Genomic DNA, 20,175 nt, shown 5'->3' with positions numbered 1-20,175 from the left:
CTCACGCACCCACGTTGGTGTCCGAAACGTCTTCGTCTGCTTCGACGCGTTCCATCACTTCGTCGGCGTCGGCGTAGTACTCGTTGATGAGGGCGGTAAAGCGCCGGTAGTCCGAGACTCCTTTTTCGAGGAGGTACTGGAGGAACCGCTCGCGGCGTCGGAGTTCGCGGCGCAGTTCCGTCCGTGACCACCCGTTTTCGCGTTGAATCTGGTCGAGAATCGAACTGTCATTCTGGCTGAACCAGTCGTTCTCCGGGTTCCACGAGAACGCCGCGGAGTAGTCGAGTTCGCCCGTCCGCTGGTCGATGCTTCCGATTTCGCCGATAGCCTTCGACCGGCGGACACGCTCTCCGTCGAGACGGGTGAGCGTCTGGACACACAGCAGGTCGAGCGACTGAACCATCGCACGCGGAACGTTGATTGGCTCGTTTTCGAGTCGGTTGATGACCGTCTCGATACTGTCTGCGTGCATCGTCGAGAACGTCGTGTGCCCCGTGTTCATCGCCTGAAAGAGGGTTACTGCTTCCTCACCGCGAACCTCGCCAACGATGATGTATTCGGGGCGGTGCCGGAGCGCCGACCGAAGCAGGTCGTACATCGTGATGTCAGTGCCCTCGTGGATGCGGTCACGTGTGACCGACGACAGCCAGTTGTCGTGGTACAGCGCCAGTTCGCGGGTGTCCTCGATAGAGAGCACCTTCGACCGCGGCGGGACGAACATTGACACCGCGTTCATCGACGTGGTCTTGCCGGATGCGGTCCCGCCCGCGAAGATGAGGCTCTTGTTGTTCTCGATACAGAGCCACAGATACGCCATCTGCTCGATAGAGAAGGTTCCGTACTCGACGAGGTCGATGGGCGTGAACGGCTCTTCGGCGTACATACGGATAGTGAACGCCGACCCGCGGGGCGTCACTTCCTCGCCGAGGGCGAGTTCGGCACGCGCACCGTTCGGAAGCGTCGTTCCGAGTACCGGGTCGCCGACGCTGATGTGACGACCGGAGCGCTGTGCGAGGCGGATGACGAAGTTGTCGAGTTCCTCGCCGCCGAAGGAGACGTTCGTCACGATATCGGTGTAGGTGTCGTGGTAGACGAAAAGCGGCAGGTCGTAGCCGTCACAGGAGATGTCCTCGATGTGCGGGTCGTGCATCAACGGGTCGAGGCGACCGTAGCCCTGGAAGTCCCGAAGCAGGTAGTACAGGAGCGTGTAAAACGAGTTCATCCCCAGTTCCAACCCGTACTGCTCCAACAGCGACGTGAGTTCGGAAATCAGCGCAACTTCCCGCGTCGGGTCCACGTGTTCTCGATACAAAAGCGGGTCGCGGATGTCGCTTCGAACACGCGCCAACAGGTCGGATTCGAACTCGTCGAGGTCGGGTTCGACCACGTGGTACTGGTGGGCGGTCGCCTCGGTGTCGTAGGTGATGACGACGTACGCGAAGGGGGCGTTCACCCAGTAGCGGTCGACTTCCTCGTGCGCGGGCGGCATGTCGAACGACCCGAGCGGGGTATCGCTCGGATTCAGCGGGCGGACGTTCACCGTGGAGCCACGGAGCATCTCGGCGGTGCGCCGCAGCAGGCGCTCTGTCTCCGCTGCGGCCACGTCGAAGTCGCCGTCGCGCAGGAGGCGCAGCACGCCCCGCCCCGTCGGTGTCTCAGTGGGTTGTCTCGTGTCGCTCGTAGTATCTCGTTCCATCGTCACCCGAATCAGTCGGTCGGGTGGTAAGGTGGGTCACGACTTAAATGGTCCGCGCATCCCACTGTCAGGCTCGCTCCACTGTCAGGAGAACCCCGGCAAAGACGAAGAGCAGGACCACACCCAGTGGAATCGGGATTCCGGGGAATCCGCGGGTTGCGAGGAGATACGTTGCGGCCGTGAGTATCACACCGGTGAGGCCGAGCAGACCGCCCGTGAGTCGAACTGGGTCGACTGGTCCCGCCTCGACACGCTCCTCGCGGCGGTAGTACACAATCGAGAAGATGACCGCAACTGCCATCACGGCAGCACCGAACGTCCACGCCTGATACCCGATTGCGATGGACTGCCCGGCTTGGAATGCCGTCGCAGAGAGCGGGTCCGAGAAGACGACCCGCTGTGCAACGTCGATACCCCACGCGAATCGAATCTGGAAGAACGGAAACCGAACGAAGAGCAGGCTTCCACCGGCGATGTTCGGAGAGTACATCACGTTCCACGGGAGGAGCGCACACAGCCACGTTGCGACGACCGAGAGTGCCCCCGCGTGTTTTGAACGGACCCAGACCATACTCGAACGCCTCGTGCCGACAGGTAAAAACTACCGACACCACCACCGAAACCGGGTCCGACGGCGACGACGGCGTCGGTTTCCCCACCTAAGAAATCCAACAACTCGATGGCGTCACGTTAATAGGTGGCGCAATATAACGAGGGGATACGGAATGCGGCGTGACTACTTCGAACTTGACGTCCGTGATGTCGATTGGTACGGGGAAGACGAACCCCCACTCCAACCGACGGTTTCTATCGACTTCTACGGCCCAGCAGAGGAACTCCGCGAACGGTTCGCGGGGCCGGACGGGGACCTCCTCGCTGCCGAAGAGCTTGACACCACCCTGCGTCTTCAGGGTCCGATAGACGACTCCGAAACGACAGGCGTCGTAAGCGTCACTAATCGGGTGACCGGCGATTACGTGATGGAACTCAATGCGCCCGCAAAAGACGTACTGCAGTTTATCGGGGCCGCTCGTGAGTACGGCCGGAAAGCCGACGACGTAGACGGCCACTACCGGGTCGACGTGGCTATCGAAGGCGACCACTTCGCGACGTTCGAGAAGTCCACTTTCCTGGTCTACGATGCGGATGGAAACTTGCTCCGCGGCCAGAGTCTCATCCCCTCCGGCGTCGAACTCTAAACTGGCGTTATTCACACTCGTTCGTGTCAAAACGGGCGTCGAACCACGTCTTCTTTATCGTCAGCATCCTCAGAGAGGAGCGTGAGGAACGTAACCGATCGCACGAGAAATCCGTTCGACATGCGACCGCCGTGTGACCAGTTCGTCCCCGGATATGGTGACGCGAACGCCGACTTCCACGTCATCGGCGACCATCCCGGCGTCCACGGAGGGGTCGAGACCGGTGTCCCGTTCACGGACGAAGCAGGCAAACGCCTGCAGGACGCGCTGTACGAGGCTCGACTCCTCGAAACGACCGGCGACGAACCCGAGGTGAACGCTACGTACTTCTCGTATCTCCACATGTGCGTCCCCGACGGGTCGCCGACCGAGGCGGAATACACCGATATGGAGCGGTTCTTCGACGCCGAACTCCGCGCCATTGCGGCGCACGTTCTTCTTCCAGTCGGCGCAACCGCGACGAAACAGGTGTTGGAGAACTACACCGCTGTCGCGTGGAAGACGGACATCGAGATGGACGAACTCCACGGAACAGAAGTACTGGGAAGCGGGTTCCTCGTCATGCCCATCAAGGACCCAATCGAGTGGGACGACGGCGACCACGACGAACTTGTTTCAGGCTTGTTGACACTACAGTCGACTGACTTCCGGCGCGAATCCGACCTCGGCCGGTTCATCCCCGGTTCCGACCCGTATCTCGTACGATAGCCGCGTATTTTTCCACATCCCAGCCTTCGTCGTTCGATTTTCAGGAATCTTCACGATTCTGCCTACCGTTCGTCCAGTAAGAACCATGATGGTTGAGAGATGTTCAGTAATTTGGGCTAAATGGCCCACATAACGGCATATTTATCCACTCCTTCTGGATGGCATGGTTCTAATTGGCGGGAACAAAGGATTTTTTACAACCACAGCCAAATGTCCTGTTGACGCGCGTGGTTCGATTAACTCCGCCGGGCGCGTCAGGCAACTGTGAGATTGGTGCTCCTCGCAGTGGCTTGGTCAGTCCGGGGACCTGCGCTCGGCCGCGGTCCCCGCTCTCTACTCTTCCAAGAGCGATAGCTCGATACTGCCGTTCTTCGTCAACGTGGTGAGCGTTGGCCCGCCGTCGCCGAGCGTCCCGTCTACTCGTGTTCTGGAGATACTGGCATCGGTCAACGAGAGACCGCTGACGTCGATAGATTCGGTCGATGTCTGTGCGACCAGTCGCGCATTCAGGGTATCTGCGAGCGCCGCCTGTATCGACCCGTTCGACGTTTCGATTCCCGTGTCGGTGCGAATCGCCGGCACGTCCACTTCGACCGACCCGTTCGTCGTTCGCACTTCGTCGAGTCCACCGACGGTGGCAGCCGTGATACTCCCGTTGCTGGCCGTCGCCCCGACGAACCCGTCGATGTCCCGAACGTCGACGTTTCCGTTGGTCGTCCGCACTTCGAGGTCACCTGTCGTCCCGTGAACCTCGACAGACCCGTTCGATGTAGAGGCGTGCGTGACCGGGAAGTCGGACGGCACACGAACGTCGATGTTGACGACGACTGGTTCGGGGTCGTCGTCGTGAACGAGTCGCGCGACAGTCAGCGCGTCGCTGCCGCCGATGTCCACCTCCACCGAGTCGAGATTTTTGGTGATGAACCCTCGCTTGACGATGTTGACTTCGACATCGTCACCGTCCCACGGTTCGACCGCGACGTTCCCGTTGAGGTTCAACACTTCGAGCGAATCGAACCCTTCGGGTGAGACGACTCGCGTCTCCGAATCGTGCGTCTCGATACTGGGCGCTGAACACCCGGCGAGTGCCGCGAGGCCGAGCGTCGCACCGCCTGTGAGAAGCGACCGTCTGGAGGAGGAGGGCTGTCGCATGGAAAACCGAACTGTTCCCTCTGTGAAATTATTACCGAATTGGTTGTTCACACGCGGTCGGCGAGACGTTTCAGCGCGCCGTATCCGTACTCCTCGATTGGGTCGCCGTGGCCCATGGCGACGACGTCTACTGGGGGACATCGGTCGGCAAAGTCTCGGATACTCGCTCGATTTGCACTCGTGTCGGCGGTGAGGTGCCATGGCGATGGTCGGAGTCGACCACCGGATTCGCGGGCCATGTCGCCGACGAAGGCGGTTCGGAGTTCTTCGTGGACGAAGGCAGTGTGACCGGGTGTGTGACCAGGCGTCCGGTACGCGACGAAGCCACCGCTCTCGTCGCCGTCTTCGATACTCTCGACCGGATTCGTCGGTGGGGTAAGAAACACCCCCGCGAGTCGGTGGAACGCACCTTTGTGCGTGGTAAGCGGGGGGTTCGCATCACCAGTCAGGTAGGAGGCATCCGGTTCCGCAGCGTGGATCGGAACCGACTCACGGAGGCCAAGCGACGCGAGCGTTCCGACGTGGTCGAGGTCGTAGTGCGTCAGGAGCACGCGGTCTACGTCGCTGGCGTCGAACCCGGCGGCCGCGAGGCCGCGAACGATTCGACCGCGGTCCCACGGCGTTCCGGCGTCGACGAGGACGAGGTCGGCTCCGTCTTCGACGAGGTACGCGTTCACTCCCCGGAGTCGAAACCGATAGACACGGTCGCGGAGCGCACTCATAGTTCGGCATTGGTACTGACAGCAAAAAGTCGTATCTGCCGTGAACGGCCGTCGACTTCTCCTACCGCGATGCCCAGAGATACCGGCCGACGTCGACGACGAAGCCACCAGCACCGACGACCGGGCAGACCGCGAGACCGAGGAGGTCGACGGCGAGCGGGCGCGGAACGCCGAGCATCGACGCGCCGACGATGGCGACCGGTACCGTCGCGGCAGCCACGTAGAGCCAGGTCGTCCACGCGTGGCCGAACCGCCAGACGACGACCAGAAGCGAGAGCGACACCACGACGGCCGTTATCGGGACCACCAGCAACGTTGGCGACGACGCCGCAGCCGTCTGTATCGTCGCAAAACTCGGGAACGAAAGCGGCGACTGGGCGGTCAACGTCGCGGTGGGTGCTGTGGTGTCGAGCGACGTGAGCGCGGTCACGACGGCGGTTCCCTCCTGTGTGATATACCACCCGAGACTTCCGAGATACGAGAGCAAGGCGAGAAGCGAGAGGCTCCACCCGTACCAAAGCGGGTTCGTTCTGGACTTCGAGGTCCCCGGTCGCCCGCCGCCGAACCGCCTGCTGGTACTCGTCGAACTGGACCCGGACGGCCCTCGGTTGGCGCGGGTGCTTCGCCGCGCCGACCCGGTTCCTGACGACCCCGACGACCGGCGACTGGTTCGCCCTGACGAACTCGACGCGGATGTCCTCGATGACCGATTGGACGTTCGACTCGACCCGGACGACGACCGAGACCGGTTGGACGACGACCGAGACCGGTTGGACGACCGATTAGCCGAGGAACGACCGGACGCTGACCGATTGGACGACGAGCCACTCGATTGCGACGTTCGGTTCGAATCGGTGGACCGGGACGGAGACGAGTCGCTTCGGGATGTCGCGTTCGACCGCGACGAGGCCGTATTCGACCGCGAGGATGGTGAACTGGACTGCGAGGAGGACGAGACAGACCCGTCGTCGCTGGCGCGACCGGGGAACTTGAACTTGTTCAGGCCGTCGAGGCGCTTGTTGACGTACTTCGTGTGGCCCATTCGGTCGTAGTCGGCGCGTTCGGCCTCGTCGGTGAGGACTTCGTACGCCTTCCGGACGACGGTAAACTGCGCTGTCGCTCGTTCGTCGTCGTTGACGTCGGGATGGTACTCCCGCGCCTTCTGACGGAACGCCTGCTTTATCTCCCCCGTCTCGGCGTCGCGTTCGACGCCGAGAAGCTCGTAAAAGTCCACCGGCATTCGACGTGCGATTCGATGCAACGCCGGGTTTTGAATGTACCGGGCGATTGGCCGTCCCGTCTGGGGTCGAATTCGTTCGGAAAAATCATGAACACCCACGGCAAGGTGGCGACATGGAACGCATCCCGTTGGGGAACACCGTCTTCGAAGGACGAAACAACGCCTATCTCATTCCGGGCGACAGGCCGACGCTGGTCGATGTCGGCGTCGCGACCGACGTGGTTCGACAGGACCTCCACGACGGTCTGGACGCTCTCGGCTACGACATCGCCGACATCGAGGCTATCGTCCTCACGCACTGGCACGCCGACCACACCGGACTTGCAGGTGAACTCCAAGCGGAGAGCGGCGCTCCCGTCTATGTCCACGAGGCTGATGCTGCTCTCGTCGCCGGCGACGAAGACGCCATCGCCGAGGAACAACGCATCAACGAACGTCGCTTCGACGAGTGGGGAATCCCGGCCGAACCGCTCGACGAGTTGACGACGTTCCTCACCGGTCACGAGGACCTTCGGGGCGACGATGTCGACGTGACGACTGTCACGGACGGCGACCGTATCGCCGCCGGAAACGGCGAACTCGAAGTCGTCCATCTCCCCGGTCACGCCGCCGGATTGAGCGCCTTCGCGTTCGAAGGTGACGAGGGCCGCGAGGCGTTCGTCGGTGATGCGATTCTCCCGAAGTACACCCCGAACGTCGGCGGCGCGGACCTCCGCGTAACCCGACCGCTTGCGACGTACCTCGACAGTCTCGACCGACTCGTCAATCTCGACTTCGCGCGTGCGTGGCCGGGGCACCGTGATGTCATCGACGACCCGGCGGGGAGAGCGCGTGTCATCGCGGACCACCACCGCGAACGCACCGCGCGCGTCCTCTCGGTCCTCGACGAACACGGCCCGGCGGACGCGTGGACCGTCAGCGCACACCTCTTCGGCGACTTGGAAGCGATTCACATCCTCCACGGTCCCGGCGAGGCGTTCGCGCACCTCGACCACCTCGTCGAAGAGGGCGTCGTCGAGCGCGATGGTACCGAGTACGGGATTGTGGACGCCGACGCCGACGTGGACGAACTGGTCGCTGTACCCGAGACGAAACGTTAAAACGCCGCTGGAGGGAACGAAGAGCCATGGAACTGCGGGTCATCGACAAGACCGACGAGGAACTCCGCATCGAAATCGGCGGCGAGGACCACACCTTCATGAACGTCCTGAAGGGCGAACTCCTCGAGACCGAAAGCATCACGGCGGCGACCTACGACGTGAACCCCGAACAATCCGGTGGGCAGACGGACCCCGTCCTCTCTATCAAGACCGAAGACGGCGTTGACCCCCTCGACGCGCTCGCCGAGGCCGCCCGCGGCGTTCAGGACACCGCCGACGCCTTCACGGACGCCTACGAAGCCGCAATCTAAGCGACGCTCGTATTTTCTCTCTTTCGCGTTCGACTCGTGAGCGACCGGTGTTGGAAGCGGCCGCACTACTCAGTCCGCGTGCCCGTGTCCGTGCGCTCCGTGGCTTCCTTCGCCGTGCGCTGGGGCTTCGTAATCCTTCTCGCCAGCTTCGATACGAACCTGAAGCCAGTTCTCCATGGGGACGAGCGGGCACTCGTACTGCAGTGAGTACGCACAGAAGGGGTTGTACGCGTAGTTAAAATCGAGGACCCACGTCCCGTCGGCGGTTCGGTCTGCCGCTTCGAGGTCGAGATAGCGCCCGGCACCGTAGGTCTCGTTCGTGTTGGTCTCGTCGCGGAAGGGGACCCACAGGCGGTCTTCGTCCGGTGTGGAGCGATAGGCGTCGAGGGAGTAGGTCTCGCCGTCGATGTCGAAGTCGAACGCCCCCCAGACGAGGTACTCACGCTCGCCCTCGGTCGAGGTTCCGATGGTGATGGTTTCGGGGTCGTCGTACCGCCGAAGTTCGCGCTCGAATCGGAGGTCGGGGTCGGGGTCGAAGTAGTCGAGTCCGTCGAAGTCGTCGCGCTCGTCGGGCGGAATCGGCGAGTGGGGGTCGGTGGCGAGAAATCGGTCTTTCTGCTCGCGGTGCTGTCGGAGGTCTGTTCGCCAAGAATCGTCGGTCATACAGATGACGTACGCTCGCCTGTGAGGTGAAGATTGGTTTCGACTGCATCGCGAGCGCACGACCGGGTAGGTTGCGGTCTCGGTGCCGGACAGGCCGATACCCCTGCTTACAGTCGAACCGGAACGCCGTGTTCGTCGAGGTACTCCTTTACGTCGCGGATGGAGTACTCGTCGAAGTGGAAGATAGAGGCGGCGAGGCCGGCGTCTGCGCCTGCTTCGGTGAACACCTCGTACATATCTTCGGGACCGCCGCACCCGGACGACGCGATGACGGGCGTCGAGACGTTGTCGCAGACGGCCTTCGTCAGCGGGATGTCGTAGCCGTCCTTCGTGCCGTCGGTGTCGATGGAGTTGATAAAGAGTTCGCCAGCGCCGAGCGATTCGGCCTCGCGGGACCACTCCACCACGTCCACGCCGGTTCCTTCGCGGCCGCCTTTGATGGTGCACTCGAACCAGCAGGATTCGCCGTCGACTTCGGCGTAGTACTCGCCTTCTTCGTCGTAGCGGCGGCGGGCGTCGACCGAAATGACGATACACTGGCTTCCGAACGAGCGGGCACCCTCCTCGATGAGCGAGGGGTTCTCCAATGCGGCGGTGTTGATAGAGACCTTGTCAGCACCGGCGCGGAGCGTCTCTTTGATGTCCTCGCGGGTTCGGATGCCACCACCGACGGTCAGTGGGATGAACACTTCGTCTGCGACCTTCGAGACGGTGTCGAGCATCGTCTCGCGGCCCTCGGCGGAGGCGGTGATGTCGAGGAAGACGAACTCGTCGGCACCGGCCTCGTTGTACAGTTTTGCCATCTCGACCGGGTCACCGGTGTACTTCAGGTCCTCGAAGTTGACCCCGGTGTAGACGGCCGGATTGCCGTCCTCGTCGAGGTCCACGTCGATGCAGGGGATGATGCGCTTCGTGAGCATTCGCTACCGAATCGTTGGTCGATTAGCCGCTTCACGGTTTCGACTACGGCAGGTGGCACCACTCGGCGCGTCCAGCCCGTGGAAGTGGCCGCTCTGGCGGCGTCCGTGGCGCTACATTGATACCGCTCTCCGGACTTGTCAGTGGCATGAATGCACCTACTCTCTTCCACCTCCACTACCACGTCCCGGACGTGGACTACGCAGCGACGGTCCTCTCGTCGTTCGGCATCACGCCCGCAGCGCGCTTCGGTTCGGTCGACGGTGAATCGGTCGCGCTGGACCCCGACGAGGATGCCCCACGCGACTTCCGGCTTCGATTACAGACGAATCGCGGCGGCACAGCCGATGTGACGCTCACGCCAGCACCGCGACTGGCGTTCGACCACTTCGGCGTGATAGTCGACGACATTTCGGCGGTCGTCGAGCGGGCCGAGGCGCGCGACTGGTCGGTGACTGAAAACGAGCGCCGGACGTTCCTCGTCACCCCGTGGGGCTTCCGAATCGAACTCCAGTCGCCCGACAGCGACCTCGTGTCGGAACTCGGCGACGCGAGCGACTGCCACTTCCGCGAAGTTTCGTTGGCCGTCCCAGTGGAGGCGCGCGACCAAATCGACCGGGCGATTCGGGCAGTCGTCGGCGACGTGTCGAATCTTCGGGTCGTCCCCGTGCGCGAGTCGACTCCCGCAGTGACGGGGGCACTCCTCGGCGGGAGCGAAGTCGAGACACAGCGGTTCGATATGCGGTCGCTGGTCGAAAATGCGGATGCGGCGGGAGACCACGCGAGGTCGTAGTCGCAGCGGAATTCTCTCCGGGGCGTAGTCGCAGCGGAATCTACGCGAAGTCGTAGATTCGGGCTTCCCACGGGCGGAACGTGTCGGACTCGACCGCCTCGGCGGTTGCAGGGTAGTTCGAGAGCAGAATCTCGGCCGGTCGGCCGTCGAGGTCCGCTGGCGGTTCGAATACCGTTTCGTCGCTGCCGAAATTGAGGACGACGAGGAGGGTGTCCGGCGCGTCGCGGTCAGCAGTATCGAGCGTCCGCGTGTACACCCACAGCGACTCGTGGTCCGCGAGACGAAGTTCGTAGTCGCCGTAGACAACCACGTCGCGGTCTTTCCGGAGCGAGATGAGGTCGCGGTAGTAGTGCCACACTGAGTCGGGGTCGGCCCGCTCTGCGTCGACGTTGATGGCGTCTTTGTTCGGATTGACCGGCATCCACGGCTCAGCACCGGTATTTGGCTCGGTGAACCCGGCGTACCCCGAGTCGTCCCACTGCATCGGCGTCCGCGCGTTGTCGCGGGTCCGATACCGAACGAGGTCCATCACTTCGTCGTCCGCGAGTCGTCCCTGCTTTCGGGCGGCGCGAACGTTCTTCAACGTGTCTACGTCCCGAATCCCGTCAAGCGACTCGAAGGGATAGTTGGTCATGCCCAGTTCCTCGCCCTGATAGATGTAGGGCGTCCCGCGGAGGGTGTGCAGAAGCGTCGCAAGCAGTTTCGCCGACTCGCGGCGGTATTTCCCAGTATCACCGAATCGCGACACTTGCCGCGGTTCGTCGTGGTTGTTGAGGAACAGCGAGTTCCACCCCTCTTCGGCGAGGCCCTCCTGCCAGCGAGTCATCGTCTCTTTGAGTTCCTTCGGCGTCCACTCGCGGTACGACCAGCGCTCGGAATCGACCATATCGAGGCGCATGTGGTCGAACGTGAACACCATGCTCATGCCATCGCCATTCTCGCCGGTGTAGCGCCTCGCCTCTTCCACCGAGAGTTCAGCCATCTCGCCAACGGTCAGGACGTCTCGCCCGTCGGTGAGTCTGTCGTGGAGTTCAGAGAGATATTCGTGCACACGCGGGCCGTTGACGAACTGGTCTGCACCGCGAACGACGGCCTCGGGGTCCGTCCCGTCCGGCAGGTCCGGCGGCTTCGAGACGAGGTTGACCACGTCCATTCGGAAGCCGTCGATGCCCTTGTCGAACCACCACTGCATCATGTCGAACACCTCCTCGCGGACGGCCTCGGTCTCCCAGTTGAGGTCGGGCATCCGCTCGTCGAAGGTGTGGAGATACCACTGGTCGGTGGTCTCGTCGTAGGTCCACGCGGAACCGCCGAAGAACGATTCCCAGTTGTTCGGCGGCACTTCGGTCACGCCCTCGGGCGTGTCGTAGTCGTCGGGGTCGAGGTCCGTCTCCTCCGGGTCGCGACCCTCGCGCCACCAGTAGTAGTCCCGTTTTTCCGCGTCTTTCGCGGAGCGAGAGTTGACGAACCACGCGTGTTCGTCGGACGTGTGGTTGACGACGAGGTCCATGATAAGCCGGATTCCATGGTCGTGGAGTGCATCTCGGAGTGCCTCCCAGTCGGCCATCGTCCCGAACTCGTCCAGAATAGTGCGGTAGTCGGAGATGTCGTATCCATTGTCGACGTGCGGCGACTCGTAGACTGGGTTGAGCCAGACGCAGTCGATACCGAGGTCAGCGAGATAATCCACCTTCTCGATGATTCCGGGAATGTCACCGACGCCATCCCCGTCCGAGTCGTTGAAACTCTGTGGATAGACCTGATAGACGACCGCCTCCTTCCACCACCGACGTGTCACGTCCGAGGGGGCCGAGGTCATACGAGAAGTAAGTGGTGGACCGAACTTAGGCCTGTGCGCCGCGGGGTGGCATCCCGCGAGGGAGACGACACGAGGCACCGAGGTCGGGTCGACGCACAGGACCGACAGTCAAGCCGACATACAACACCGACAGTCAAGCCGACATACAACACCGATGGTTAGGTGCGTTTTTGTACCACGAATACGTCGCCTCGAACATGAGCGACGACCACCATTCGGGCGACCACGACAACCACGACCACGAGTCCGACGACGAAGGCCGCGTCACCTCGCCGATGCAAGACTTCACGATGGGGCAGGTCACAACCGGCTTCATCGTCCTCGTCGTCGGCGTCGCCCTCACGTTCGGCGTCCCGTTCCTTCTCACGTAGAACCGGCAATTTGTACGAACTTCCGCTTTCTCTTCCCTTTTCCGAGAGCCGTGGCCAACTGGTGACGTGAAATCGATAACTGTCACCGAGTACGGACGAAGCGACACCCTCGAAGTACGCGAAACGGAGATGCCGGAGCCCGAGCCGGGCGAAGTTCGCATCACCGTCGAGGCGGCAGGCATCAACTTCGCCGACATCATGCAGCGCCGCGGCCACTACCGCGACGGACCAACCCCACCGTACACGCCGGGGTTAGAGGCGGCGGGAACCATCGATGCTGTCGGCGAGGGTGTCGAACGCGACGTCGGTGAGCGCGTCGTCGCCATGACCGGAACCGGGGCGTACGCCGAGTACGTCACCGCCCCCGCGAACGCCCTGTTCGACGTGCCCGAGTCGATGTCTTTTGCCGAGGCCGCCGGCTTTCCGGTGCAGTTCCTCACGGCCCACAACTGCCTCCATGCGTGGGGTGGCCTCGAAGACGGCGAGCGCGTGCTGATTCACGCTGCTGCCGGTGGCGTCGGGACGGCAGCGGTCCAACTCGCGGAGTTCGCTGACGTGGAGACGTTCGGCACCGCCAGCACCGAAGCCAAACTCGAACTCGCGTCCGACCTCGGCCTCGACCATCCGATTCAGTACACAGAGGAGGACTTCCGCGACGTGGTGGCCGACGAGACAGACGGCGAGGGAATCGACCTCGTACTGGACGGTGTCGGCGGCGAGACGTTCCAGCACAGCCTCGATACCCTCTCGGACTTCGGCCGCGTCGTCACCTACGGGGCTGCCTCGGGTGAGGTTGCGAAGGCCGACACGACGCGCCTCCTCTTCGAGAACAAGTCCGTCATCGGGTTCCACCTCGGAAACGCCATGCAGAAGCGTCCCCGGTCGGTCCTCGGTGCCGTCCCCGAACTCTCCGAACTGCTGGCGTCCGGCGAACTCGACGTCGTCGTCGGCGAGACGTTCGCGCTCGAAGACGCCGCCGAGGCGCACCAGTACATCGAAGACAGAAAGAGCAGCGGAAAGGTCGTTCTCGAACCGTAGACCGGTTCGTCAGTCTCCTTATTCTCAGTCAAGTCAGCGCGTTCTCGAAGAACTCGCTGAGGCGTTCAACGGTTGGTTCAAAAAGCGCAAGAACGGTGATACGGACGCCAACCCTCCCGGCTACCGGAAGCGAGGCGACAACCATCCGCGCTCCACCGTGACGTGGAAGCAGAACGGCATCAAACACGACACCAAGCACAACAAACTCCGTCTGAGCAAGGGTTTCAACCTGAAGACCCACCGCTCGGATTTCGTCCTCTGTGAGTACGAGACGCGACCGGACGTGACCGTGGAGACTATCCAGCAAGTGCGTGCCGTGTGGAACGGCGACCGTTGGGAACTCCACCTCGTCTGCAAGGTCGAAATCCCGGTGGAAGACGCTCCCGGCGACAACACGGCGGGCATCGACCTCGGCATCAAGAACTACCTCGCTATCGTTTACGACGATGGGGACGCCGAGTTGTATCCGGGGAACGTGCTGAAGCAGGACAAGCACTACTTCACCCGCGACGAGTACGACACTGAGGGCGAGAACGGGCCATCGAAGCGTGCGCTCCGTGCCCGACAGAAGTTGTCCCGACGGAAAGACCACTTCCTGCACACTCTCGCCAAGCACGTCGTAGAGCGGTGCATCGACCACGAGGTCGGTCGCATCGCCATCGGTGACTTGAGCAAGATTCGTGAGGAGAAGAACGGTGACTCTCGAAACTGGGGCAAGCAGGGGAACAAGAAACTCCACGGCTGGGAGTTCGACCGCTTCACCACGTTGCTCGAATACAAGGCCGAGGAACACGGTATCCTCGTAGACCGAACAAGCGAGCGAGACACGTCAAAGACGTGTTCGTGCTGTGGTCGGAAGTGTGACGCGAACCGCGTGGAACGCGGCCTGTACGTTTGTGAGTCGTGTGGTGCGACGATGAACGCGGACGTGAATGGCGCAGTGAACATTCGCAGAAAGATAACTCAGAATCTCCCAACGGAGGATATGAGTAACGGTCGTTTGGCACGGCCAGTAGCTTACCTGTTCAACCAAACCTCGGGGCGTTTCGCACCGAGCGAACAGGTGGGTTGCAAACCCTAATATCCCAACTGCGGTCGGGATTCCCGCGTTGACGAGACTTTTGGTCTCGTTCGCCCACCAGAACGCGAAGCGTTCTGGGGACGTCTTCAGGCGCAGGAGGATGTCAATCCAGTTCGCGGACGAGCACGTCGCGCAGGTCGGCGATGGTCCCTGCCTCGGAGGCGAGTTCGTCGTCACCGACCGAGAGCGTGAGCGTGCCGTCGTCGGTCGTCGTCCCGAGTTCGACGACCGGAACGTCGCCCGCGAGTTCGCGGAGCGCGTCTTCGTCGGTCGTCTCAACGACGACGCGGCCGGGCGTCTCGTCGAAGAGCGCGATTACGTCTTCGACCGCAACGTCCGCACCGACTTCCTCGGTGACCATCTCTGCCAGCGCGACGGCGAGACCACCGTGGCTCACGTCGTGGACAGCGAGCGTCGATTCGTCCGCCGCGACGGCCCGGACCGTCTCGACTGCGGTTGCTGCGTCCTCGGCGTCGGGAAGCGCGGGGAAGGCGTCGTCGCCGCCGACGTTCGCGAGGTAGGTCGACCCGCCGAGTGCGTCACCAGCGGTGCCGACGACGAACAGGTCGCCCTCGCCCGAGAGCGAGAGTCCGGGCGTCCGACCGTCTGCCGTGCCGACCATCGCCAGCGTGGGCGTCGGGGGAATCGGACCGGAGACGGAGTCGTTGTACAGCGAGACGTTCCCGCCGACGACTGGCACGGAGAGTGCGCGACACATGTCGGCGAGGCCGTCCACGATGCCCTTGAAGCCGCCGTACACGTCGGGTTTCTCGGGGTTCCCGCCGTTCAGACAGTCCACGGTGGCGAGCGGCGTCGCGCCCTTCGCGGCGAGGTTCGTCGCGTTCTCGAAGGCGACGGCGCGGGCACCCTCGTAGGGGGCCGCGCTCGTCCAGTTGGGGTCAGCACCCGCCGTGAAGGCGAGTTTCGTGTCCGCTTCGGGGATGTCGAGAAGTGCGGCGTCGTCGCCGGGGCGACGGGCCGTTCGGAGACCGACTTCGTGGTCGTACTGCCGGTAGACCCAGCGCTTGGAGGCCGTGTTGGGGTCGGCGACGACCGCCTCGAACGCGTCTTCGAGGTCGGCCTCGGGCAGGTCGCGTTCGGCGGGTTCGGGTTCGGTTGCGTCGAGGTCGTTCATCGGTGCGCCCTCGGCGAGGAACTCCGGCGGCACGTCCACGACGGGTTCGCCGTCGAAGGTACACACGTAGTTGCCCTCGGCGACTTCGCCGATGACGGCGCTGCCGAGGTCGAACTTGTCGGCGAGTTCCTGCACGCGCTCGACGTTCTCGGGGCGGACCTCGTAGCACATGCGCTCTTGGGACTCCGAGAGCAGAATCTCGAAGGCGTTCATGTTGGGTTCGCGCTGGTGGACCTCGTTTAGGTCGATTTGCGCGCCGAAGCCACCCTTGGCGACGAGTTCGGACGAGGCACCGCCGAGACCGGCGGCTCCAAGGTCACGCGCGGATTCGACGAGGTCCTCGTCGAGGAGCGCCTCGTTGCACTCGATGAGGAGTTTCTCGGTGTACGGGTCGCCGACCTGCACGGCCGGGCGGTCTTCGGTTTCGGCGTCTTCTGCGAGGTCTTCGCTGGCGAAGGACGCGCCGCCGAGACCGTCGCGGCCGGTCGAACTGCCGACGAGCACGAGTTTGTTCCCGGCCGCCTGCGCTTCGGCGGTGACGAGGCGGTCGGCCGAGAGCAGGCCGACACACGCCACGTTGACGAGGGGGTTGCCCTCGTAATCTTCGTGGAAGGACGTCGCGCCGGTCACCGTCGGGACGCCGATGGCGTTCCCGTAGTCGGCGATTCCCTCGACGACGCCGTCGAGGAGGTACCGCGAGTGTTCGCGGTCGAAGTCGCCGAAGTAGAGACAGTCGGCGAGGGCGATGGGATATGCGCCCATCGAAAGGGTGTCGCGGACGATGCCGCCAACACCCGTCGCCGCGCCGTCGTAGGGGTCGACGTAGGACGGGTGGTTGTGGCTCTCGATGCCGAGGGTGATGTACGTCTCATCGTCCAGCGAGACGACGGCGGCGTCGTCACCGGGGCCGATGACGACCTGTTCTCCCTCCGAGTCGAACGCCGACAGGAGGGGGCGAGACGACCGGTAGGCACAGTGTTCGCTCCAGAGGTTCTCGAAGAGCACCGCCTCGGCCGGTGTCGGGTCGCGGCCGAGTTCGGCGACGACGAGGTCGCGGTCCGCGTCGGGAAGCGTCATTCACTGGTATGGTCAGAACGCAGGTTGTAAACCCTTTCTATGTGCAAGAACGTGGGTAAAAATGAGCCCCCTCCCCGGGAGGGGGCTGGTTCCCTCCTCGTGAGGCGGTGTGCGACTCACGCGGGAGTGTACGGCGGCGATTCTGCTCGGATGATTTCGCTGAGATTGTGCATCTCGTCTTCGAGGAGCACGAGCAAGTCGTCGATGGTGACGATGCCGATGAGTTTGCCGTCATCGACAATCGGTGCGCGCCGGACACCGTGTTCGCGCAGCTGGCCGAACAGGTCGTAGACGCCGGTGTCCGCCTCGACCGTGAAGGGTTTCTCCGTCATCACGTCTGCCGCGGTCATCGTTTTCATGTCTCCGCCCCCGAGCGCGCATTTGAGAGCGATGTCGCGGTCCGTGACGATTCCCTCGATTGTGTCGCCGTCCGCAACGACGACGGAGCCGACGGTCCGGTCGTCCATCAACTTCGCCAGTTCCTCTACCGGTGTTGTTCGCTTCGCTGTCACCAATTCGTCCTTCGGTCGTGCAATGTCTCGTACGGTCATCGTGGTTTCTCCTCGGTGGTTTGCTACGAATGCCGTAGCTCACCACCACACTAGATGTTCGTCGTTTGGGATATTATACCTATGTTCTGACATCTTTTCATGTTCGGCGGGACTGTTGGGTTTTATCGACTATCACGTGGGAGGGAGGGTCGGTGGGGGACAAGACACAGTAGCACGTTCGGGCCGGGACCGGGGCGCTTTTTTAGACCCCGTTGTTAGGGTACCACGTGTTATCGGTCGAGTTGCACTCGCACTCCTCGCTTTCGTACGACGGGCGAGACCCGGTCGAATACCTGCTCGAACAGGCGGTGGCGGTGGGCCTGGATGCGCTCGCCGTGACCGACCACGATGAAATCGACGCGAGCCTCGAAGCCGCAGATATCGCGGACGACTACGGGTTAGTCGGGATTCCGGGGATGGAAGTCACGTGCGCTGCGGGCCACGTCTTGGCACTCGGTGTCGAGGAACTTATCCCCGCAGGCCTCTCGTACGACGAGACGCTCGACCGCATCCGCGACGCTGGCGGCATCGCAATCGTTCCACACCCGTTCCAGAAGTCCCGCCACGGAGTTGCACCGCACATTACTCGGTCGCAACTCGCCTCGGCGGACGCCATCGAGACGTACAACTCGCGACTCCTGACGGGCATCGCCAACCAGCGCGCAGAACGCTTCGCAAAACGGCGCGGCATTCCCATGACCGCCGGGAGCGACGCTCACATCGCGGAGATGGTCGGACAGGCCGTCACTGAAGTCGGCACCGACACCCGAAGCGTCGATGCGATTCTCGATGCGATTCTCGACGGCCGGACCAGCGTCGTCGGCAGTAAGACCCCGTGGCGAATCTCGTTCCAACAGGCCGCCGGTGGTGCGAAGCGTCGCGTGAAACACGCCCTCTCCGACCTCTTGTGATGCGCGGCGCAGACGAGTCCGTCGTTCGGCGGGCGCTCGATTCTGACGACCCGCTTCCCGGCACCACAGGCTTCGCCGGTGAACTCGACGGCCAAATCGTCAGGGACGTACTCGGCCGCCAACCGCTGTTCTGGGACCGCGACGACCCGAACGCGTGGTCGTTCGACCGCCGCGACCTTTCGACGCCCGTCTCAGTCCACGCCGGTCACGTGAAGGCCCTCGGCCCCGATGCAGACGACGAGAGTCACGCGGTCTGGACGCTCCCGAATCCGCCGGTCGCGACCGACCGCGACGAGGCCCTCACTCGGGTTCGAGACGCCGTCTTAGAGTCGGTTCGGTCGGTTGACGACGACGGCCTCGCTGTCGCGTTCTCCGGCGGCGTCGATTCTGCGGTCGTCGCCGCGGGCGTCCCCGACGCGCCCTGTTACGTCGCGGGGTTCGAGGGCTCGCACGACATCGATGCCGCACGGGCGGCCGCCGAGGCGATGGGCCGCGACCTTCGCATCGTCGAACTCACCCACGAGGCCATCGAGCGGGCCGTCCCCGAAATCGTCGCCGCGCTCGGCCGGACCAACCCGATGGACGTGCAAATCGTCCTTCCTCTATATCTGCTCGCAGAGCAGGTCGCGGCCGACGGCTACGACCGACTGGCGGTCGGACAGGGTGCGGACGAACTCTTCGGCGGATACGCCAAGGTCGCCAAGGCACCCGACGACCACCGCGTCGAGGCCGAGACGACCCGCGGCGCGGCCCGCGAGGTCATCCGGACGCTTCCGGACCAACTCGAACGTGACGTGCTCGTGCTTCGCGCTGCGGGTGTCGAACCCGTCGCGCCGCTCCTCTACGACCGGGTTGTCGAGGCGGCGCTTCCGCTTCCTGACGAACTACTCGTCGACGGCGACCGGCGCAAAGTCGCGCTCCGGGAGGCCGCCCGGGAGGTGCTTCCCGAGTCAGTCGCGGAAAAAGACAAGAAGGCCGTCCAGTACGGTACCTACGCGTCTCGGGAACTCGACCGCCTCGCTCGGCAGGCCGGATTCAAGCGCCGGATGGACGACCACGTTGAGAAGTACGTTCGGTCGTTAATCGAACGTTAATCGCGTCGTTTTCTCAGCTCGCGGCTTCGACCGCCTCGATAGCCGCCAGCGAGAACTGTACCGTGTCGGGGTCGAGGTCGCTCTCGCGGAGGTCCTCGCGGTCGTACCACTCCCAGACTTCGGGACCCTCCTCACCCGGTGCGGGGTCGATGTCTCGCGACCCGACGCGGGCATAGTAGATGTGGTCGATGTGCTGGTGGCCGACCGACCCGTCGTCGTGGACGTTGATGTCGTAGAGCATCTGCTCGCGGGGCCGGGGAAGCACTTCGCCGTCGGGAGCGGGTACGTCAGGCGTGTCGTCGATGAGTTCCGGTTCGAGACCCGTCTCTTCGCGCACCTCGCGCAGACCTGCCTCGTGCGGGAGTTCGTCCCTATCGACGTGCCCGCCCGGTGGAATGCGGATGCCGAGGCGTTTGTGCTCGTGGAGGGCGACAGCGCCGTCGTTGACGATGTAGACAGTGGCCGTGAAGTGTCGGGTCGTCTCCATGAGCGACGCTATCGAGGGAGGTGTATCGGTGTTTCGGAAACACGCGCCGACCCACGGTGACCACCAAATCGCTTTGCAACCCCCGTTCTTCAAGCCATTCCTGCACGAA

General features: G+C 63.3%; 21 protein-coding genes and 2 pseudogenes. 11 read left to right on the top strand and 12 right to left on the bottom strand.

Annotated elements, in window-relative coordinates:
• Position 1: 1 nt before the first annotated feature.
• A complete protein-coding gene (locus ACH9L7_RS07725) occupies positions 2-1,696 on the bottom strand; it encodes a type II/IV secretion system ATPase subunit (protein ID WP_396613139.1) in 1,695 nt (564 codons plus the stop codon).
• Positions 1,697-1,763: 67 nt separating this feature from the next.
• Complete coding sequence (locus tag ACH9L7_RS07720; protein ID WP_396613138.1) at positions 1,764-2,267, bottom strand: hypothetical protein; 504 nt, start codon at positions 2,265-2,267, stop codon at positions 1,764-1,766.
• A 154-nt stretch (positions 2,268-2,421) separates the two neighbouring features.
• Here ACH9L7_RS07720 and ACH9L7_RS07715 point away from each other — a divergent pair, with 154 nt between their 5' ends.
• Both ACH9L7_RS07715 and ACH9L7_RS07710 read left to right on the top strand, forming a co-directional pair.
• Positions 2,422-2,895, top strand: a complete 474-nt coding sequence (locus ACH9L7_RS07715) for a DUF5793 family protein (protein ID WP_396613137.1) — start codon at positions 2,422-2,424, stop codon at positions 2,893-2,895.
• An 81-nt stretch (positions 2,896-2,976) separates the two neighbouring features.
• Complete coding sequence (locus tag ACH9L7_RS07710) at positions 2,977-3,603, top strand: uracil-DNA glycosylase family protein (protein WP_396613136.1); 627 nt, start codon at positions 2,977-2,979, stop codon at positions 3,601-3,603.
• Between the two features lie 333 nt (positions 3,604-3,936).
• Here ACH9L7_RS07710 and ACH9L7_RS07705 read toward each other — a convergent pair whose 3' ends face one another.
• From ACH9L7_RS07705 to ACH9L7_RS07695, 3 genes are all read right to left on the bottom strand, one after another.
• Positions 3,937-4,755 carry a hypothetical protein gene (locus tag ACH9L7_RS07705; RefSeq protein ID WP_396613135.1) on the bottom strand — a complete coding sequence of 273 codons (819 nt, stop codon included), beginning with the start codon at positions 4,753-4,755 and terminating at the stop codon, positions 3,937-3,939.
• Positions 4,756-4,802: 47 nt separating this feature from the next.
• Positions 4,803-5,477, bottom strand: coding sequence for an MBL fold metallo-hydrolase (locus ACH9L7_RS07700; protein WP_396613134.1), 675 nt, complete (start codon positions 5,475-5,477; stop codon positions 4,803-4,805).
• Positions 5,478-5,538: 61 nt separating this feature from the next.
• The gene (locus ACH9L7_RS07695; RefSeq protein ID WP_396613327.1) at positions 5,539-5,907 is read right to left on the bottom strand and encodes a molecular chaperone DnaJ; all 369 of its coding nucleotides are present in this window, start codon (positions 5,905-5,907) and stop codon (positions 5,539-5,541) included.
• Between ACH9L7_RS07695 and ACH9L7_RS07690 the strand changes: the two genes are divergently transcribed.
• Entirely contained in the window at positions 5,894-6,529 is a 636-nt protein-coding gene (locus tag ACH9L7_RS07690; RefSeq protein ID WP_396613326.1) for a hypothetical protein, read from the top strand. The genes ACH9L7_RS07695 and ACH9L7_RS07690 overlap by 14 nt on opposite strands.
• Positions 6,530-6,582: 53 nt before the next feature.
• Here the strand turns inward: ACH9L7_RS07690 and ACH9L7_RS07685 are convergent.
• Positions 6,583-6,717, bottom strand: a pseudogene (locus ACH9L7_RS07685) (DnaJ domain-containing protein); the annotation flags it as partial.
• A 113-nt stretch (positions 6,718-6,830) separates the two neighbouring features.
• Here ACH9L7_RS07685 and ACH9L7_RS07680 point away from each other — a divergent pair.
• Both ACH9L7_RS07680 and ACH9L7_RS07675 read left to right on the top strand, forming a co-directional pair.
• On the top strand, positions 6,831-7,817 hold the full coding sequence (locus ACH9L7_RS07680; protein WP_396613133.1) for an MBL fold metallo-hydrolase: 987 nt from the start codon (positions 6,831-6,833) through the stop codon (positions 7,815-7,817).
• Between the two features lie 26 nt (positions 7,818-7,843).
• Positions 7,844-8,128 carry a DNA-directed RNA polymerase subunit L gene (locus tag ACH9L7_RS07675; protein ID WP_396613132.1) on the top strand — a complete coding sequence of 95 codons (285 nt, stop codon included), beginning with the start codon at positions 7,844-7,846 and terminating at the stop codon, positions 8,126-8,128.
• Between the two features lie 69 nt (positions 8,129-8,197).
• Here the strand turns inward: ACH9L7_RS07675 and ACH9L7_RS07670 are convergent, their stop codons facing one another.
• Positions 8,198-8,791: a DUF1684 domain-containing protein gene (locus ACH9L7_RS07670; RefSeq protein ID WP_396613131.1), complete on the bottom strand. Its 594-nt coding sequence runs from the start codon at positions 8,789-8,791 to the stop codon at positions 8,198-8,200.
• A gap of 107 nt (positions 8,792-8,898) precedes the next feature.
• On the bottom strand, positions 8,899-9,711 hold the full coding sequence (gene hisF / locus ACH9L7_RS07665) for an imidazole glycerol phosphate synthase subunit HisF (RefSeq protein WP_396613130.1): 813 nt from the start codon (positions 9,709-9,711) through the stop codon (positions 8,899-8,901).
• 146 nt (positions 9,712-9,857) lie between these two features.
• Here hisF and ACH9L7_RS07660 point away from each other — a divergent pair, with 146 nt between their 5' ends.
• On the top strand, positions 9,858-10,502 hold the full coding sequence (locus ACH9L7_RS07660) for a VOC family protein (protein ID WP_396613129.1): 645 nt from the start codon (positions 9,858-9,860) through the stop codon (positions 10,500-10,502).
• A gap of 40 nt (positions 10,503-10,542) precedes the next feature.
• Here the strand turns inward: ACH9L7_RS07660 and ACH9L7_RS07655 are convergent, their stop codons facing one another.
• Positions 10,543-12,321, bottom strand: coding sequence for an alpha-glucosidase (locus ACH9L7_RS07655; protein ID WP_396613128.1), 1,779 nt, complete (start codon positions 12,319-12,321; stop codon positions 10,543-10,545).
• A 197-nt stretch (positions 12,322-12,518) separates the two neighbouring features.
• Between ACH9L7_RS07655 and ACH9L7_RS07650 the strand changes: the two genes are divergently transcribed.
• From ACH9L7_RS07650 to ACH9L7_RS07640, 3 genes and pseudogenes are all read left to right on the top strand, one after another.
• Positions 12,519-12,692: a hypothetical protein gene (locus ACH9L7_RS07650; protein WP_396613127.1), complete on the top strand. Its 174-nt coding sequence runs from the start codon at positions 12,519-12,521 to the stop codon at positions 12,690-12,692.
• A 66-nt stretch (positions 12,693-12,758) separates the two neighbouring features.
• Complete coding sequence (locus ACH9L7_RS07645) at positions 12,759-13,730, top strand: zinc-binding alcohol dehydrogenase family protein (protein WP_396613126.1); 972 nt, start codon at positions 12,759-12,761, stop codon at positions 13,728-13,730.
• Positions 13,666-14,811, top strand: a pseudogene (locus ACH9L7_RS07640) (RNA-guided endonuclease InsQ/TnpB family protein); the annotation flags it as partial. The gene ACH9L7_RS07645 and the pseudogene ACH9L7_RS07640, both read left to right, overlap by 65 nt.
• Positions 14,812-14,914: 103 nt before the next feature.
• On the opposite strand, the gene purL reads toward ACH9L7_RS07640, so the two are convergent.
• Together purL and ACH9L7_RS07630 are read right to left on the bottom strand one after the other, a co-directional pair.
• Positions 14,915-17,023: a phosphoribosylformylglycinamidine synthase subunit PurL gene (gene purL, locus ACH9L7_RS07635; protein WP_396613125.1), complete on the bottom strand. Its 2,109-nt coding sequence runs from the start codon at positions 17,021-17,023 to the stop codon at positions 14,915-14,917.
• A 116-nt stretch (positions 17,024-17,139) separates the two neighbouring features.
• A complete protein-coding gene (locus ACH9L7_RS07630) occupies positions 17,140-17,574 on the bottom strand; it encodes a CBS domain-containing protein (RefSeq protein ID WP_396613124.1) in 435 nt (144 codons plus the stop codon).
• A gap of 227 nt (positions 17,575-17,801) precedes the next feature.
• Here ACH9L7_RS07630 and ACH9L7_RS07625 point away from each other — a divergent pair, with 227 nt between their 5' ends.
• Both ACH9L7_RS07625 and ACH9L7_RS07620 read left to right on the top strand, forming a co-directional pair.
• On the top strand, positions 17,802-18,485 hold the full coding sequence (locus ACH9L7_RS07625) for a PHP domain-containing protein (protein ID WP_396613123.1): 684 nt from the start codon (positions 17,802-17,804) through the stop codon (positions 18,483-18,485).
• Positions 18,485-19,579 carry an asparagine synthase C-terminal domain-containing protein gene (locus tag ACH9L7_RS07620; protein ID WP_396613122.1) on the top strand — a complete coding sequence of 365 codons (1,095 nt, stop codon included), beginning with the start codon at positions 18,485-18,487 and terminating at the stop codon, positions 19,577-19,579. Before ACH9L7_RS07625 ends, ACH9L7_RS07620 begins: the two co-directional genes overlap by 1 nt.
• A gap of 13 nt (positions 19,580-19,592) precedes the next feature.
• On the opposite strand, the gene ACH9L7_RS07615 is transcribed toward ACH9L7_RS07620, so the two are convergent.
• Complete coding sequence (locus ACH9L7_RS07615; protein ID WP_396613121.1) at positions 19,593-20,066, bottom strand: NUDIX hydrolase; 474 nt, start codon at positions 20,064-20,066, stop codon at positions 19,593-19,595.
• Positions 20,067-20,175 lie beyond the last annotated feature (109 nt).

This window comes from Haloferax sp. S1W, from assembly GCF_044593955.1.
Lineage (GTDB): Archaea > Halobacteriota > Halobacteria > Halobacteriales > Haloferacaceae > Haloferax.
Note: the sequence above shows the minus strand (reverse complement) of the source record. Positions and strands in the feature narration are given on the sequence as shown.